The sequence below is a fragment of the Saccharibacillus endophyticus genome, from assembly GCF_013185185.1.
Taxonomy (GTDB): Bacteria; Bacillota; Bacilli; order Paenibacillales; family Paenibacillaceae; genus Saccharibacillus; species Saccharibacillus endophyticus.
The window spans coordinates 133,985-148,931 of sequence record NZ_JAAZWE010000005.1 but is presented as its reverse complement, the minus strand read 5'-3'; the positions used below and the strand labels follow the sequence as shown (position 1 = coordinate 148,931).

The following is a 14,947-nucleotide window of genomic DNA, read 5'->3' as shown; positions in this document are numbered from 1 at the left end:
AGGAGGTTCCGTATGAATGGATTGCGTGTGCTGATTACGGGCGGCCGCGCGCCGTGCGCGCTGGATTTGGCGCGCGGCTTCGCGGCGAGAGGGGCGGAAGTCTATACCGCCGAGGGCCTGGAGTACCCGCTGTGCGCGGCTTCGCGCGCGGTAAAGCGGAACTTCCGCGTGCCGGCGCCGGCGCAGGACCCGGCAGGATACGCGGCCGCGCTGCGCGAGATCGTGCGCGGCGAGGGGATACGTCTGCTGCTGCCGACGTGCGAGGAAATTTTTTATGTTTCCGCGTATCAAGGCCGCTTCGGCCCGGACTGCCGCGTTCTGGCGCCATCGCTTGAGACGCTGCGCGAATTGCACAGCAAGTGGGCGTTTATCGCGCTGTGCGCGCGGCTAGGGTTTGCCGTGCCGGAGACGTTCCGGCTGGGCGAAGGCACGGAAGCGAAGATCGCGGGCGAAGCGCCGCCGCTGCGATCCGGGGAACCGGCTTATTTGTTGAAGCCGGAGTTTTCGCGGTTTTCGGCCCGGCTGTCGAGGCACGAGCAGCTGGACGAAGCCCGCGCTCATGCAAAGCGCGAGGGCGGGGCGTGGGTGGCGCAGCGATACGCCGGAGGCGAGCTGCTGTGCACGTACGCAGTCGCGCACGAAGGACGGCTGCTGGCGCATGCGGCGTACCGGGCGCCGCAGACGGCAAGCGGAGCGTCCGTCTGCTTTCGTTCGGATGCCGACCCGCAGGCGAGAGCATGGGTTGAACTTTTCGTGAAGCGAACGGGCTTCAGCGGTCAGATCGCGTTCGATTTTATCCGTACGCAAGGCGGAAAGCTGCTGCCGATCGAGTGCAATCCGCGCGCGACGAGCGGCGTGCATTTGCTGCTGGCTCCGCAGATGCGGCGCGGAGCGGACAGAAGCGGTGCAAAAGACCAACCGATACCTGAGCAGTCTGCTGCGGGAGCGAACGCTCCCGTCAATAAATCCATTCATGAACCGGATCTGCTTGATGCGCTTGCCGATCCGGCCCGTATTGCCGAACCTTTAATCGCGAATCCCGCACGAACCCTGATGCTGCTGCTTCCGATGCTGGGCAGCGGACTGGGACAGCTGCATTCGCCGAAGCGAGCGGCGCGCTGGTTCCGCGATTTTTGCGGTTCGCGCGACGTGCTGCTGCGCAGTGGAGATGCCGCGGTGCTGCCTCAAGCGCTGCGCATGATGCTGGAGCTGCGTCGTACGGCACGTTCAAACGGGCAAACGACCTCGGAAGCTTCCGTCGTCGATATCGGTTGGAACGGCCAGCCGATCGTGGAGAGCGAGGCTTCTTCTCCTATCCCGTGAAACGTGTCGTCCATAAATCGTTCGCCGAAGATTGCTTCCCATATTGGAGAGGGACGGAGTACGGCAACCCTGCCAAAAGGAAAAGGCAGCCCGCATGTGGATAAGCAAGAGGGATCGCTGCGTCGAAAAACGTTATCCACATGTGGAAAAATGATTTTAAGTCGTATTTCGAAGCACTTTTACACCGAAACCGGGGATATCCGGGGGATAACGGGGATAAGGTTGCTCGGTTTCTGTGGATTTATTCGGTTAGAAAAAGTTGTTCACAGCGGCGAACGCCGCGATCGGGATACACCGGCTCGGGAGGGGAAAAGATGAAAATGTTGGTGACCGGGGCAACCGGGTTTCTGGGCAAAAGGCTTGCGTACCGTATGCTCAAAGACGGCCATGAGGTGGTAGGGTTGGGACGCAACAAGCAGATCGGCCGATTGCTGGAGCAGGGCGGCATCCCTTTTATTCAAGCCGAACTCGGCGACAAAGAAGCGATTCGCTCCGCCATATTCCGCAATTTCGATATCGTGGTGCATTGCGGAGCGTTATCCGCGTCATGGGGGAGCGATGAAGCTTTCGAAGCGACCAATATCCGGGGAACGGCCCATGTCGCGGAAGCCTGTTTGCTTGGCGGGGTATCGCGGCTTATCCATATTTCAACGCCAAGCCTTTATTTCGGTCTGGGCGAGCGTATAAATGTCCGTGAAAACGATCCGTTGCCGACCAAACAGATTAGCGCGTATGCCCGGACGAAGCTGGCGGCCGAACATGAGGTTTTACGCGTTGGCGAATCGGGGCTGGGGACGATTATTTTGCGGCCGCGAGCGTTATACGGACCGGGGGACCGGACGATCCTGCCTCGTCTGATCGAAGCGAACGAGCAAACCGGCGTGCCGTTTATCGGCGGGGGCGCGGCTCTGATCGATCTCACTTACGTCGACGATGCGGTGCGGGCGATCCGGCTTGCGGCGATCGCTCCGGCAGAAGCGCTCGGCGGTATTTACAATATCAGCGGAGGACAACCTATTCGTTTCGCCGAAGCAGCAGAGCTGCTGTTTGCGAAGCTCGGCAAACCGCTGCGACCGAAAAAAATTCCTTTTGCCGTGGCTTGCGCAGCGGCAGCGGTCTTGGAGACGGCAGCAAGATTGCGTCCGTCCGGCGCGGAGCCTTTGTTGACCCGTTCGTTGGTCGGCATGCTCGGAAGCAGCCAGACGCTGGATATCCAAGCGGCGCGCGCGGCGCTCGGTTACGAGCCGTCGATAGGGATCGACGAAGGATTGGATCAGTTTGTGAAATGGTGGCAAGAACAAGAACGAAAGGACGGACAATCGTGAAGGAACGGGATAAACAGCACCATGCGAACCATCCGGCAAATCCGACAGAACGTTCGCTTGCTTCTTTAACAGCGACGCACGACTTTTTGCATCAACAGGCTCGATCAAGATGGGATCGTTTATGGGGGCTGGTCAGCGGTTCTTCGCCTAGGGTATCGCTGAAGATATTTTCCGCAGGCAGCTGCCGCCATCCGGAGCGGGTGACCATTCGCGGCGGAAGCTTGCGCAGCATCCGTATCCCTGCCTTGTTTGCCCGTATCGAACATCCTGAAGCGGGCGCTGTGCTGTTCGACACGGGATATTCGGAACGTTTCTTTCGGGAAACCGATCCTTTTCCGGCCAGGCTGTATCGGATGGTGACTCCCGTGGATTTCGAACAGGGACAAAGCGCGGCGGAACGACTGCATGCGGCAGGGCTTGATCCGGCGAATATTCGGCATATTATCGTCTCGCACTTCCATGCGGATCATGTAGCGGGACTGCGGGATTTTCCGAACGCGCAATTTTTCTATGAACGCGAAGCGCTGGATTCCATGCGGCGGTTAAAAGGAATAGGCGCGGTCAAACGCGGCTTCCTGCCGGGTTTGCTGCCGGATGATTTCGATCGGCGCGCCAGACCTTTTTCGCCGGAGTCTCGCATCGAGGTTCCGCCCGATCTGCTGCCCGGATTTCCTTTCCGCCGGATCACGGACGTGCTCGGCGACGGCAGCCTGCTCGCCGTGGATCTGCCGGGTCATGCCTACGGGCAGATCGGGTTGCTGCTGCGCACGGAGCGAGGCCCGGTATTGTTATGCGCGGATGCCGCCTGGTCGGCAGCCGCCTATCGCGAGAATCGTCCGCCCAGCGGCCTGGCGGGGATCATCATGCCGGATCGCAAAGCGTACGCTTCCAGCTTCCGGGCGTTACGGCAGCTTCATGAAGCGTTCCCGGAGCTTACGATCGTCGCTTCGCATTGTCCGGAAGCCGAGCGTTTATATGTGACAGGCGGCGAAGGGGTTTTATAGCCCTGCGTTTTACATAAGCAGTATGCGAAAGGGGAGAGCGATAGCATGAACACCGATCCGCTTCATATTGTCATGCAGTACGCGGCGGCGCGCAGGCGTGCGGCCATGCGGGATCGCGCGCGTCTGGAGCGTTGGCAAGAATCGCGTATTGTGCGCCACGTGAAACGCGTGCGCGAAGCGTCTTCTTTTTACCGGGAGCTATGGCAAGGAATCGACGCCGCGGATTGGCGTCGTTTTCCCGAGATCGACAAACGCGCGATGATGGAGCATTTCGACGCGCTGAACACGGCCGGCATCCGACGCGAAGAGGCGATGGATCTGGCGCTGCAAGCCGAGCGAACGCGCGATTTTACGCCGGAGATCGGGGGACTGACCATCGGGATGTCGTCCGGAACGTCCGGCAACCGGGGGTTGTTCCTGGTTAGTCGTCAGGAGCGTTTGGCTTGGACCGGCACGATTCTGGAGCGGGTGCTGCCGGGATCGCTGCTGAATCGGCATAACATTGCCTTTTTCCTGCGAGCGGACAGTAATCTGTACGGTTCGGTGCGCAGCAAGAGAGTGGTCTTCGAATTCTATGATCTGCTGCATCCCTTGCAAAAGCATGTCGCTGCGCTGAATGCTCAACGACCGACGATACTCGCCGCGCCGCCGTCCATGCTGCGACTGCTGGCGGGAGAACGCCGAGCGGGCAAGTTGAATATCGAACCGGCGCATTTGGTGGCGATGGCCGAGGTGTTGGACCCGCTTGATCGCCAGGTGATTGAAGAAACGTTCGGCCGCAAGATTCATCAGGTGTATCAGTGTACGGAAGGCTTTTTGGGGGCATCTTGCAGGCATGGGACCCTCCATCTCAACGAAGACGTCGTCCATATCGAAAAAGACTACATCGACGCAGAGCGCGGCGTTTTCGTCCCGATCGTGACCGACTTCGTGCGCTTCGCGCAGCCGATCATCCGCTACCGGTTGGGTGATCTGCTTACGGAGCGCCGGACGACTTGTCCATGCGGTTCGCCTTTCACGGCGATCGAACGCATCGAAGGACGCAGCGACGATCTGTTTGTCCTGCCGTCCCGAACGGGAAACGGCTTCGTCACGCTTTTTCCCGATTTCGTGTCGCGGGCGATCATCGCGGCTTCGGAACAGATCGAAGCCTATCGCGCGGTGCTGAACTCGCCGCGGAGCTTGACCTTGGAACTGGAAATCCGTGAAGGCGCCGACCGGTCGGATACGGAACGCCGCGCGCGTCAGGTTTTGGCGGAATTATGCGGTCGGGTTGACGCGCATACGCCGGAGATCGGGTTCGAACCGTATACGTTCGTGCCCGGCGCGATCAAGCTGAGGCGGGTGCAGAGGAGGTTTGCCGTGAATGAACGAATGGAGCCTGTATGAAGGCGAAGCGCTGCAGCGATGGCTTTTGGAAAAAGGCACGGCGATCGAGGGTGCGACGTCTGATCCCGATTCGTCCGGCAGCATGACCGTTCCCGAATCGGGCATGGCTTTCGCTTCAGCGCCGGATGAACGTTCCGCGCTGCGTTGGCTCTCCGCCATGCAAACGGAAGGCGTCTCCGCGTTGATCGCCAACGTCGATACCCACTTGCGCGCCCTGCATCACCAAGCGCTCGGCGTCACGCTGCCGATCAGCGTGGGCGACCGGGAGTACGGGGCTTCGTATGTTTTTTCGCCGTATACGCATTACGTCAGTTACGCCCGCGAGGAACTGTCGATGCTGCAATCGCGTGCCGCCCGGACGGCATTGAGCGCGCTGCTTACGCCTGTCGGCTGGCTGTTCAAAGTTTCGCGCTTCAACAAAGCCGTGCAGGTGAACAATCGTCTGCTGTCGACCAACTTGTATCCGCCTCTTGGCGCGGCCGAGATCACTTCGCTGGCGGAGCTGCTGCTGCGCGAGTACCCGGACCGTACGCTCATTTTCCGTTCGCTCAATACGCGCACTGCGCCGGTTTATCTGAAGACGCTGCAAAAGCTGGGCTTCCGCCTCGTTCCGAGCCGTCAGGTGTATCTGTACGATTCCCCGGATCGCATTCCGTCGAAAGCGCGTTGGCTGCAAAAGCGAGATTACGCTTTATTGGACAAGCACGGGTATGACATTTGCGGCCCGGAGGAGCTGTCCGCTTCCGATTCGCCGCGCCTGGCCGAGCTGTATCGACTGCTGTACATCGAAAAGTATTCCGCGCATAATCCGATCTTCACGCCGCTTTTTTTCGAGCAAGCTCTGCAAAAGAATCTGCTCAAGCTGTATGCGCTGCGTTCCCGCGGCAGTGGCAGGCTTGACGCGGTGCTGGGCTACTATATTCAGGACGGGATCATGACCACGCCGGTGTTCGGTTACGATACGGCCGTGCCGCAGGAGGTAGGTCTGTATCGCATGCTGTCGGCCGTGTTGCTGCGACAAGCGGCCGAGGAAGGCTGCCTGCTGCACGAAAGCGCCGGAGCAGCCCGGTTCAAGCGCAATCGCGGGGCAACGGCGGAGATCGAATACAGCGCGGTATACGATCGGCATCTGCCTCTCTACCGTCGTACGGGTTGGGCGATGTTATCGCTTCTGCTGAACAAGGTAGGCGTGCCGATTATGCAAAAGCATAAGTTTTAGGCGGAGCTTCGATCCGATTTTGATCAATAAAGCGACGTACTACTTTGTCCCACTTCAAAATAGTAGGTTTACGTTTGGCTGAAACTCACACGGTTTAAGTGAGTTTCAGATGAGCGTAACCTTACATTCATTTGGGACAGAGTACTCCGCATACACAGAAATGTAGCGCCGCCTTGTTTTCTTCTGTAAAATGGCGGTTAGAAACAGGTTAACCATCAAGAACAAGAACAAGAGACGCGCCGGAGCCGATCGGGGTCCGGGTCTCTTGTTGCCGGAGGAGGGGTTTCATCATCGCAGAATCAAATATCATTCGTTTCGAATCCATTATGAAGCGATACGACGACGGATTGACCGTATTGAAAAATATCGATTTCGAAATCGAGCGGGGCAAATTTTATACGCTGCTCGGTCCTTCGGGCTGCGGCAAAACGACCATTTTGCGCATGATCGCAGGGTTCATGGAACCGACGGCGGGATCGATTTATTTGGACGGCAAAGTGATCAATAAAGTGCCGCCGGAGAAAAGACAGGTGAACACCGTTTTCCAGGATTACGCGTTGTTCCCTCATTTGAACGTATTCGAGAACGTCGCTTTCGGGCTGCGGATCAAAAAGCTGAAAAAAGACGCGATCGCCTCCAAAGTGACCGAAGCGCTCAAAATGGTCAACCTGAACGGCTACGAAAACCGCGGCATCACCGAGATGTCCGGCGGTCAGCGTCAGCGCGTCGCGATCGCCCGCGCGATCGTGAACGAGCCGGAAGTGCTGCTGCTCGACGAACCGCTGTCCGCGCTCGATTTGAAGCTGCGTACCGAAATGCAGTACGTGCTGCGCGAGCTGCAGCAGCGTCTGGGCATCACGTTCATTTTCGTCACGCACGATCAGGAAGAAGCTTTGGCGATGTCGGACTATATCTTCGTCATGAACGAAGGACGGATCGAGCAAAGCGGTACGCCGAACGATATTTACGACGAACCGATCAACCGCTTCGTGGCCGACTTTATCGGGGAATCGAACATCGTGCCGGGCGTGATGATCGACGATTACCTGGTGGAGTTCAACGGGAAAAGGTTCGAGTGCGTCGATGCGGGCTTGCGCGCCAGCGAACCGATCGAGATCGTCATCCGCCCGGAAGATCTGGTGATCACGACGCAGGAAGCCGGCAAGCTCAAAGTCCGCGTGGATACCCAGTTGTTCCGCGGCGTGCATTACGAGATCAGCTGTTACGACGAATCCGGTCAGGAATGGCTGGTGCATTCCACCAAGCGGGCCGACGTCGGCGCGCAGATCGGACTGACCTTCGACCCGGAAGCGATCCACGTCATGCGCTTCGGGGAAACGGAAGAAGAGTTCGACCGCCGCCTGGAAGCTTACGAGGAGGACGAAGAAGCAGAGGTCGGCAGCCATGAACGGTAAGGGCAGCGTAAACGCGCGGTCGCTCGCCTATATCCCTTACTATTTGTGGGTGGTGCTGTTCGTCATCGCGCCTGTCGTGCTGGTCGTTTACTATTCGCTTTTCGACGTGGAAGGCAACTTTACGTTTTCGAATTATGCCGACTTTTTTACCCCGGTGTATTTGAAAATGACGCTAAGCTCGTTCTGGTACGCGTTTCTGATCACGCTGTTTTCGCTGCTGATCGCGTATCCGGCGGCCTACCTGCTCACGCGCACCAAGCACAAACAGCTGTGGCTGCTGCTGATCATTTTGCCGACATGGATGAATCTGCTGCTGAAAACGTACGCGTTTATCGGGATTTTCGGCACGTACGGCCCAATCAACTCGCTGCTCGGCGCGATCGGCATCGGCGAGCAGCAGCTGCTGTTCACCAGCGGAAGCTTCGTGTTCGTATCGATCTACATCTTCGTGCCGTTCATGATCATGCCGATCTATAACGCGCTCGAAGAGTTGAACGTATCGCTGACCGATGCCTCGCGCGATCTGGGCGCATCGGGCTGGATCACGTTCCGCCGGGTTATTTTTCCGTTAACGCTGTCGGGCGTGAAGTCGGGCTGCATTTCGGTGTTCATTCCGGCGCTGTCGCTGTTTATGATTACGCGTCTGATCGCGGGCAACAAGGTCATCACGCTCGGTACCGCGATCGAGCAGCACTTCCTTGTCACGCAGGACTGGGGAATGGGCTCGACCGTCGCCGTATTCCTGATCGTGGCGATGGCCGTCATCATGTTCGTGACAGGCGGAAGCAAGAAAGGGGTGCGGAGATGAGAAAGAAAAACGGAATCTCCAATCTGTACCTGGTACTCGTGTTTGCCGTGTTATATGCGCCGATTCTGTACCTGATGTACTATTCGTTCAACAGCGGCGGTACGATGCACGACTTCGAGAGTTTTACGTTCGACTGGTATAAAGAGGTCTTTGCGGATACGCGGCTTATTATCATCGTCATCAACACGCTGATTATCGCGCTGTTATCGTCGACGATCGCCACGATCATCGCGATATTCGGGTCGCTGGCGATCGAGAACATCCGGCGTGCCCGTTTCAAAAACACGCTGTTGTCGCTCAACAATGTGTTGATCGTCAGCCCGGACGTCATTATCGGCGCTTCGTTCCTGATCCTGTTCACGATGGTCGGCGTCAAGCTGGGCTTCGCGTCCGTCCTGATCTCGCACGTAGCGTTCAGTATCCCGATCGCGGTGCTGATGATATTGCCGAGACTTCAAGAGATGAGCCCGACGCTGATCGACGCGGCCCGGGATCTCGGAGCAAGCAAAAGAGAGGTGCTGACGAAGGTCATCCTGCCGTTTATCCGCCCGGGTATCTTCAGCGGATTCTTCATGGCGTTGACGTATTCGTTGGATGACTTCGCGGTGACGTTCTTCGTGACGGGCAGCGGTTATTCGACGCTTGCGGTCGAAATTTACTCGCGGGCGCGGCAGGGCGTGTCGCTGTCGATCAACGCTTTGTCCACGCTGATCTTCCTGTTCACCTTGTTCCTCGTCGTGGCTTATTACATCTCGACGCGGCGCAGCGAAAAGCGCAAAGTGGCCGAAGCCGCTTCGCGAGTGGGGGTGCCGGAATGAAGTCGATGACGCGTACGTTGATCCTGATTCTGGTCGTCGCTTTCGCGCTGATCCTTGTAGCGAACCGCTTGAACTCCAGCCAAGGTTACAGCAGCGGCAACACGTTGACCATCTACAACTGGGGCGATTATATCGATCCGGAACTGCTTGACCGTTTCCAAGAAGAGACAGGGATCACGGTGATTTATCAGACGTTCGATTCGAACGAAGCGATGCTGACCAAGATCGAGCAGGGCGGCACGACGTTCGATATCGCGGTACCGTCTGACTATGCGATCGAGAAAATGCGGGAAGAAAAGCTGTTGATTCCGCTCGATCATGAGAAGATTCCGAACATGAAATACATCGATCCGAAGTTTTTGAATTTGTCGTTCGATCCGGGTAACGAGTATTCCATGCCTTACTTCTGGGGCACGCTCGGCGTGGTCTACAACCCGAATTTGACGGACCTGGCGTTCGAAAGTTGGGAAGATCTATGGGACCCTTCGCTGCGCAACGATATCCTGCTGACGGACGGGGCGCGCGAAGTGATCGGTACGGGTCTGGTCAGTCAAGGCTATTCGCTCAACGATACGAACGAAGAGCATTTGCAGCAGGCGCTGGATCATCTGATGCAGCTTTCGCCGAACGTCAAAGCGATCGTGGGCGACGAGATCAAGCTGCTGCTCGCCAACGGCGAAGCGGCGGCGGGGCTCGTATTCTCGGGCGACGCTTCGGAGATCATGAGCGAGAACGAAGAGCTGGATTACGTGGTGCCGGAGGAAGGGTCGAACCTGTATTTCGACAACATGGTCGTTCCGAAGACGGCGCAAAACGTCGACGGCGCGATGGCGTTCATCAACTTCATGCTCGATCCGGAAGTGAACGCGCAGAACACGGAGTATGTCGGATATTCAACGCCGAACGACGCCGCGCTCGCGCTGCTGCCGGAGGATATTTCGGGCGACGAGCGCTTCTATCCGCCGGACGAGCTGACCGAACGGTTGGAAGTGTACGAGAACTTGGGCAAAAAGATGTTGGTTCGGTATAATGAATTGTTCCTGCAATTCAAGATGAACGGGTCGTAGACCGCTGCTGATGTTCCTTCCGTTGCCGCTGTTCCTGTCGTTGCCTGGGCATATGAAACAAGTGCGAATATACAGTTATTTCGAAGTCGCAACGGCGGGACCGAAAATAGATGCGAATATACAGCTAAACGAAGCGAAAAAGTGAATCATGCCTGAATTCAGGCGGAATAAATGGATATATGTTGTTATTTCGCTTTTAAAGACGGATTTGGCGAAAATAAATGGATATTTGCAGCTATTACTTTGACCGCATTAAGTTTAAGGTTTGCGTCCATCGGAAATACGCACGGTTCAAGCGGGTTTTCGAGGGGCGTAACCTAACTTCTGAAGCGGTCAAGGTACTATTTCAACAATCGACCGTTCCCGAGTCCGGGGACGGTCGATTTGCGTCTATCTGCTGTCAGGTTGCCTTAAGCGGATATCATTCTTCGCGGGTTCGGGTCGCATGCCGGATCGCCGGTCGGTACCGAGCGAGGCGACGGCGATCGCAATCACCGTCGCATTCGAAAGTCCTTCTGGAAAAAAACGGTCTGATTCTGGATATAAACGCGCGACCTGCTTATAATAGGGGTTAGTATATTGACAGCCGCAGGTTCGAAACCCGAAGAGGCTTACATAAATCCGAATCACCGAAAGGGCAGAGGCCATGATTAACGGACAACACGCAGGCAATGAAGCGAAAAGTGAAAACAGGCGGTACGATAGGGAAGAGTCCCGGCCTTCCGGCCGAAGAAGTCCGGCGTCCGAACAGCCCAAGCCCAGTGCCGGACGTTATATGCCGGGGCTTGACGGATTGCGCGCGCTCGCCGTGCTGGCCGTCATCGCCTATCATCTTCATACGGAATGGGCACCCGGCGGTTTGCTGGGCGTCACGATGTTCTTCGTGTTATCCGGCTACTTGATCACGGACATTCTTTTGGCGCAATGGGACCGGACCGGAAAGTTCGATATGAAGGATTTTTGGGTTAGACGGGCGAAAAGACTGCTGCCCGCCATGCTGGCGGTCGTGCTGGTGACGATTCTATGGTCGTTGATCGTCGACCGTACCAGACTTCCCGCCATGATCGGGGACGTACCCGCCGCGCTTCTCTACTACAGTAACTGGTGGTCGATCTTCCATGAAGTGTCTTACTTCCAGAGCTTCGGTCCGCTATCGCCGCTCGGGCATCTATGGTCGCTTGCCGTGGAGGAACAATTTTATATCTTTTGGCCGATTCTGCTCGGAATCGGACTGATTCTAGCTCAGAAGAATCGCGGCAAGCTCGCGCTGGTACTGGCGGGACTTGCATTGGCTTCGGCACTGGCGATGGCGATCATGTACCGTCCGGGCGAAGATCCGAGCCGGGTCTACTACGGCACGGATACCCGCCTGTTCTCGCTGTTGATCGGCGCGGCGCTGGCGGTTGTCTGGCCGAGCCGCAAGCTCAAAACGAACATCTCGAAGTCGGCCACGAAGACGCTGGATATTACGGCGACGATCTGCCTGATCGTCATTGCGGTCTTGATCTTCAAATCCAACGACTACGGCACGTTCCTGTATCGGGGCGGTATGGTGCTGCTGTCGCTGGCGACGACGATCCTCGTTGCCGCGCTGGCGCATCCGGCCTGCCGGCTCGGCCGCGTATTGGGCACGAAGCCGCTGCGTTGGATCGGCGCCCGTTCGTACGGATTGTATTTATGGCATTATCCGGTCATCGTGCTGACCACCCCGCTCGTCAATACGGGCGGGCCGAACATGCTTCGCATCGTGCTGCAATTGATTGTGAGTTTCGTATTGGCAGCTCTGTCGTACCGTTATATCGAACAGCCGGTCCGTACAGGCGAGTTCGGCAAATGGTGGCGCCGCGTCATGAAAGAGCCCGGCATCGGGCGTAAACGCTTGGCCGGGACATTGGGCGGCTCGGTTGCGCTGGTGTTGATTCTCGGCTTTGCGATGACCCGGTTGGCTCCGCCGGCGGAAGCGCAGACTCCTTATGCGGGGACGGATATTCCGGCCGCGGAAACGCAGGTGGCGCAAGGAGGGGCCGCGGGCGTTGCGGCGAACGCATCCGGCGCTGCGGACCCTGCAAACGGCGAAGCGAAGCAGACCGTTTTGCCGGCCGGAACCGGAGTGGGAATGACGGCCATCGGGGATTCCGTGATGCTCGATATTCAGCCTTATCTGGAGGAGGCGCTGCCCGGAATAACGGTCGACGGACTGGTCGGTCGGCAGATGTCTCAAGCCCCGGCTCTCGTCGATCAGTTGGATGCGCGGGGACAGATGGGAACGACGGTACTGATCCAGCTCGGGACGAACGGTTCGTTTACCGACGAGCAGATGAACGATCTGTTGGCGAAGCTGCCGGACGCAACCAAAATCGTGCTTGTGAACACGCGTGTCCCGCGTCCATGGGAGAGCGTCGTGAACAGTACTTTGCAGAACGCCGCGCAGCGGGATGATCGAATCCTGCTTGTGGATTGGTACACGGCGAGCGCGGGACGCGATGATTACTTTGCCAGGGACGGCGTGCATTTGATGCCGGCGGGAGCCCGGGCGTATACGCAATTACTGGTGGAAGCGCTGAAAGGCGAATCGTAAACTTCCGATGCTTGAAGACACGCTCTGGTCCCGTATCGGAGCGTGAACAAAAAGAGCGCGTTTCGCTAGATGCGAAACGCGCTCTTTTTTGTTGAAGCTCGGAGCGGAGCGGCTTTTAGAATTTGGAGACCTTGGACCTTTTGTTGAAAGGAATCAGCAGCAGAGCGCCCAAGCCGATCAGCACGAAAGCCAGCAGCGGCTGCTCCATGAAAGTGCGCGTCGTCAAGGCTTCGATCGAGAATACGGCGAAGAACAGCAGCGAAACCACGGTCAGGATATTGATCGGAATCAGCAGCCAACGATTGCGTCCGCCGAAGAAGTAGAACTCGAGCAGGCCGACGGCCGGAGCCAAAATGAATCCGGGCCACATGACATCCCAACTGTCGAACAGCATGGCAACCTGGCAGACGATGGCGACCGTTACCAACACGCCGCCGGGAATCAGCAGTCCGGGCGCTTTGCCGTGAGTCATCGAGAAGTACATCCAGTGGAAGAACAGGCCGAGCGGCAGAATAAACAAGGAAGCCCAGAAGTACGCGAAAATCATTCCCGAATTCATGCCTGTCCCTTGTCCGAGCAGCAAGTACGCGCCGAGCAGAATCAGCAGCGGACCGAGAATCGCTTTTTTTGACATAACAACCTCTCCTCTGTTTTTGTGATCGTGCACGTCAGCACGTCGAAGTCTAGGTTAACTATACGCTTTTAAGGTACCCGTGCACCTCGTCCAACGGATTGAATAGCTCTCGGTCTCAAGACCGATTTACGGCGTTCGCAAGCGGCACGGAGCGCATGCGACCGGTATAAAGGCTTGCGTCTTGCCCTTCGATCACGTTAGGTTAGAAAGAAGATCAAAAACAAGAAGCGCGGGCGCGCGATTTCAATTTGAAGGAGGAGAAGGGATGGTTTCGTTTTTACTGACGCTCAAACGCTTGATTGGAGGAATATTCAGAGCTTTTCGCTCCAAAAACTTTCAGGCCTTATTTGTTCTGGCGCTGATTTTCTTGATATCGGGAACGATCTTCTATGTACGGGAAGAAGGGTTGGCGATCGTGGATGCTTTGTATTTCTGCGTCATGACGCTCAGCACGGTGGGGCATCCCGACTTTGTGCCGACCACGAGTTTGGGCAAAGTTTTTACCATGGTCTATGTTCTGGCGGGTACGGGAATCTTCCTCGGGCTTATGCTGCATATCGCCTATGCGATATTCAAGGAAAAGCGGCGCGAAGAGGACGGAGATTCGAACGGGAAAAAGACCGGCAAGCGAAAAAAGCAAATCGAATAGGAGAGATCAGCAATGAAAATTTTGATTTCGGGCTTCGAGCCTTTCGGCGACTCGCCGATTAATCCGACGCAGGAGCTGTTGGAGCGTATCGCTCAAGAAACATTTGAAGGCGTCGACGTCCATACGCTGTTGCTGCCCGTACGCTATGACGATTGCGCCGAACGGCTGTTGGAGGAGACCGAGCGTTTGCAGCCGGATGCGGTAATCGCTTGCGGCCTGGCCGCGGGACGCGTGTCCGTTACGCCGGAACGGGTGGCGATCAACGTTAAAGATACGGAGAGCTATGCAGACAACGGAGGGCGCAGCCCGCGCGACGAGCCTATCCGTCAAGGAGGGCCGGACGGCTTGTTCGCTACCCTGCCGATCCGGCAGATGGTAAAAGAGCTTCGCGCGGCCGATATTCCGTCTTCCGTCTCGAATACGGCAGGAACGTATATTTGCAATAATACGATGTACGCTTTATTGGATTCGTTACGGCAGAAGGAGGCAAAAACACTCGCGGGATTTGTTCATTTTCCGGCTTCGACCCGCTTGTCCGTGCTTAAACCGACACTTCCTTCACTGCCTCAAGAAACGCTGCTGGATGCGCTCAGAATCATCGTTAAGGTTACGGCTCAGGCGATTCATGATCGGGATATGCATCGAATATAGAGTTTTAAACCGAATTCGGGATTTGTCGCTTATCTGCGAAACGTTTCGTTTTGCTCGCCCAATTGCT

The 14,947-nt window shown here is 56.9% G+C and carries 13 protein-coding genes; 12 read left to right on the top strand and 1 reads right to left on the bottom strand.

Annotated elements, in window-relative coordinates:
* Window positions 1-12: 12 nt before the first annotated feature.
* From HRQ63_RS18075 to HRQ63_RS18030, 10 genes are all read left to right on the top strand, one after another.
* A complete protein-coding gene (locus tag HRQ63_RS18075; RefSeq protein ID WP_172246383.1) occupies window positions 13-1,323 on the top strand; it encodes an ATP-grasp domain-containing protein in 1,311 nt (436 codons plus the stop codon).
* A 314-nt stretch (window positions 1,324-1,637) separates the two neighbouring features.
* Window positions 1,638-2,648, top strand: a complete 1,011-nt coding sequence (locus HRQ63_RS18070) for an NAD-dependent epimerase/dehydratase family protein (RefSeq protein WP_172246381.1) — start codon at window positions 1,638-1,640, stop codon at window positions 2,646-2,648.
* Window positions 2,645-3,652: an MBL fold metallo-hydrolase gene (locus HRQ63_RS18065; RefSeq protein ID WP_229714322.1), complete on the top strand. Its 1,008-nt coding sequence runs from the start codon at window positions 2,645-2,647 to the stop codon at window positions 3,650-3,652. The genes HRQ63_RS18070 and HRQ63_RS18065 overlap by 4 nt, the downstream gene beginning before the upstream one ends.
* A 45-nt stretch (window positions 3,653-3,697) precedes the next feature.
* On the top strand, window positions 3,698-5,041 hold the full coding sequence (locus HRQ63_RS18060; protein WP_172246377.1) for a F390 synthetase-related protein: 1,344 nt from the start codon (window positions 3,698-3,700) through the stop codon (window positions 5,039-5,041).
* Complete coding sequence (locus tag HRQ63_RS18055; protein WP_172246376.1) at window positions 5,019-6,260, top strand: GNAT family N-acetyltransferase; 1,242 nt, start codon at window positions 5,019-5,021, stop codon at window positions 6,258-6,260. Before HRQ63_RS18060 ends, HRQ63_RS18055 begins: the two co-directional genes overlap by 23 nt.
* Window positions 6,261-6,550: 290 nt before the next feature.
* Complete coding sequence (locus tag HRQ63_RS18050; RefSeq protein ID WP_172246898.1) at window positions 6,551-7,675, top strand: ABC transporter ATP-binding protein; 1,125 nt, start codon at window positions 6,551-6,553, stop codon at window positions 7,673-7,675.
* Window positions 7,665-8,483 carry an ABC transporter permease gene (locus HRQ63_RS18045; RefSeq protein ID WP_172246374.1) on the top strand — a complete coding sequence of 273 codons (819 nt, stop codon included), beginning with the start codon at window positions 7,665-7,667 and terminating at the stop codon, window positions 8,481-8,483. The genes HRQ63_RS18050 and HRQ63_RS18045 overlap by 11 nt, the downstream gene beginning before the upstream one ends.
* A complete protein-coding gene (locus HRQ63_RS18040) occupies window positions 8,480-9,301 on the top strand; it encodes an ABC transporter permease (protein ID WP_172246372.1) in 822 nt (273 codons plus the stop codon). The genes HRQ63_RS18045 and HRQ63_RS18040 overlap by 4 nt, the downstream gene beginning before the upstream one ends.
* A complete protein-coding gene (locus HRQ63_RS18035) occupies window positions 9,298-10,368 on the top strand; it encodes an ABC transporter substrate-binding protein (RefSeq protein ID WP_172246370.1) in 1,071 nt (356 codons plus the stop codon). The genes HRQ63_RS18040 and HRQ63_RS18035 overlap by 4 nt, the downstream gene beginning before the upstream one ends.
* Window positions 10,369-11,014: 646 nt before the next feature.
* A complete protein-coding gene (locus tag HRQ63_RS18030; protein ID WP_172246368.1) occupies window positions 11,015-12,946 on the top strand; it encodes an acyltransferase family protein in 1,932 nt (643 codons plus the stop codon).
* A gap of 115 nt (window positions 12,947-13,061) precedes the next feature.
* Here the strand turns inward: HRQ63_RS18030 and HRQ63_RS18025 are convergent, their stop codons facing one another.
* Complete coding sequence (locus tag HRQ63_RS18025) at window positions 13,062-13,580, bottom strand: hypothetical protein (protein WP_172246366.1); 519 nt, start codon at window positions 13,578-13,580, stop codon at window positions 13,062-13,064.
* Window positions 13,581-13,845: 265 nt separating this feature from the next.
* Between HRQ63_RS18025 and HRQ63_RS18020 the strand changes: the two genes are divergently transcribed.
* Together HRQ63_RS18020 and HRQ63_RS18015 are read left to right on the top strand one after the other, a co-directional pair.
* Entirely contained in the window at window positions 13,846-14,229 is a 384-nt protein-coding gene (locus HRQ63_RS18020) for a potassium channel family protein (protein WP_172246364.1), read from the top strand.
* A 12-nt stretch (window positions 14,230-14,241) separates the two neighbouring features.
* Window positions 14,242-14,880, top strand: coding sequence for a pyroglutamyl-peptidase I (locus tag HRQ63_RS18015; RefSeq protein ID WP_172246362.1), 639 nt, complete (start codon window positions 14,242-14,244; stop codon window positions 14,878-14,880).
* Window positions 14,881-14,947: the final 67 nt, after the last annotated feature.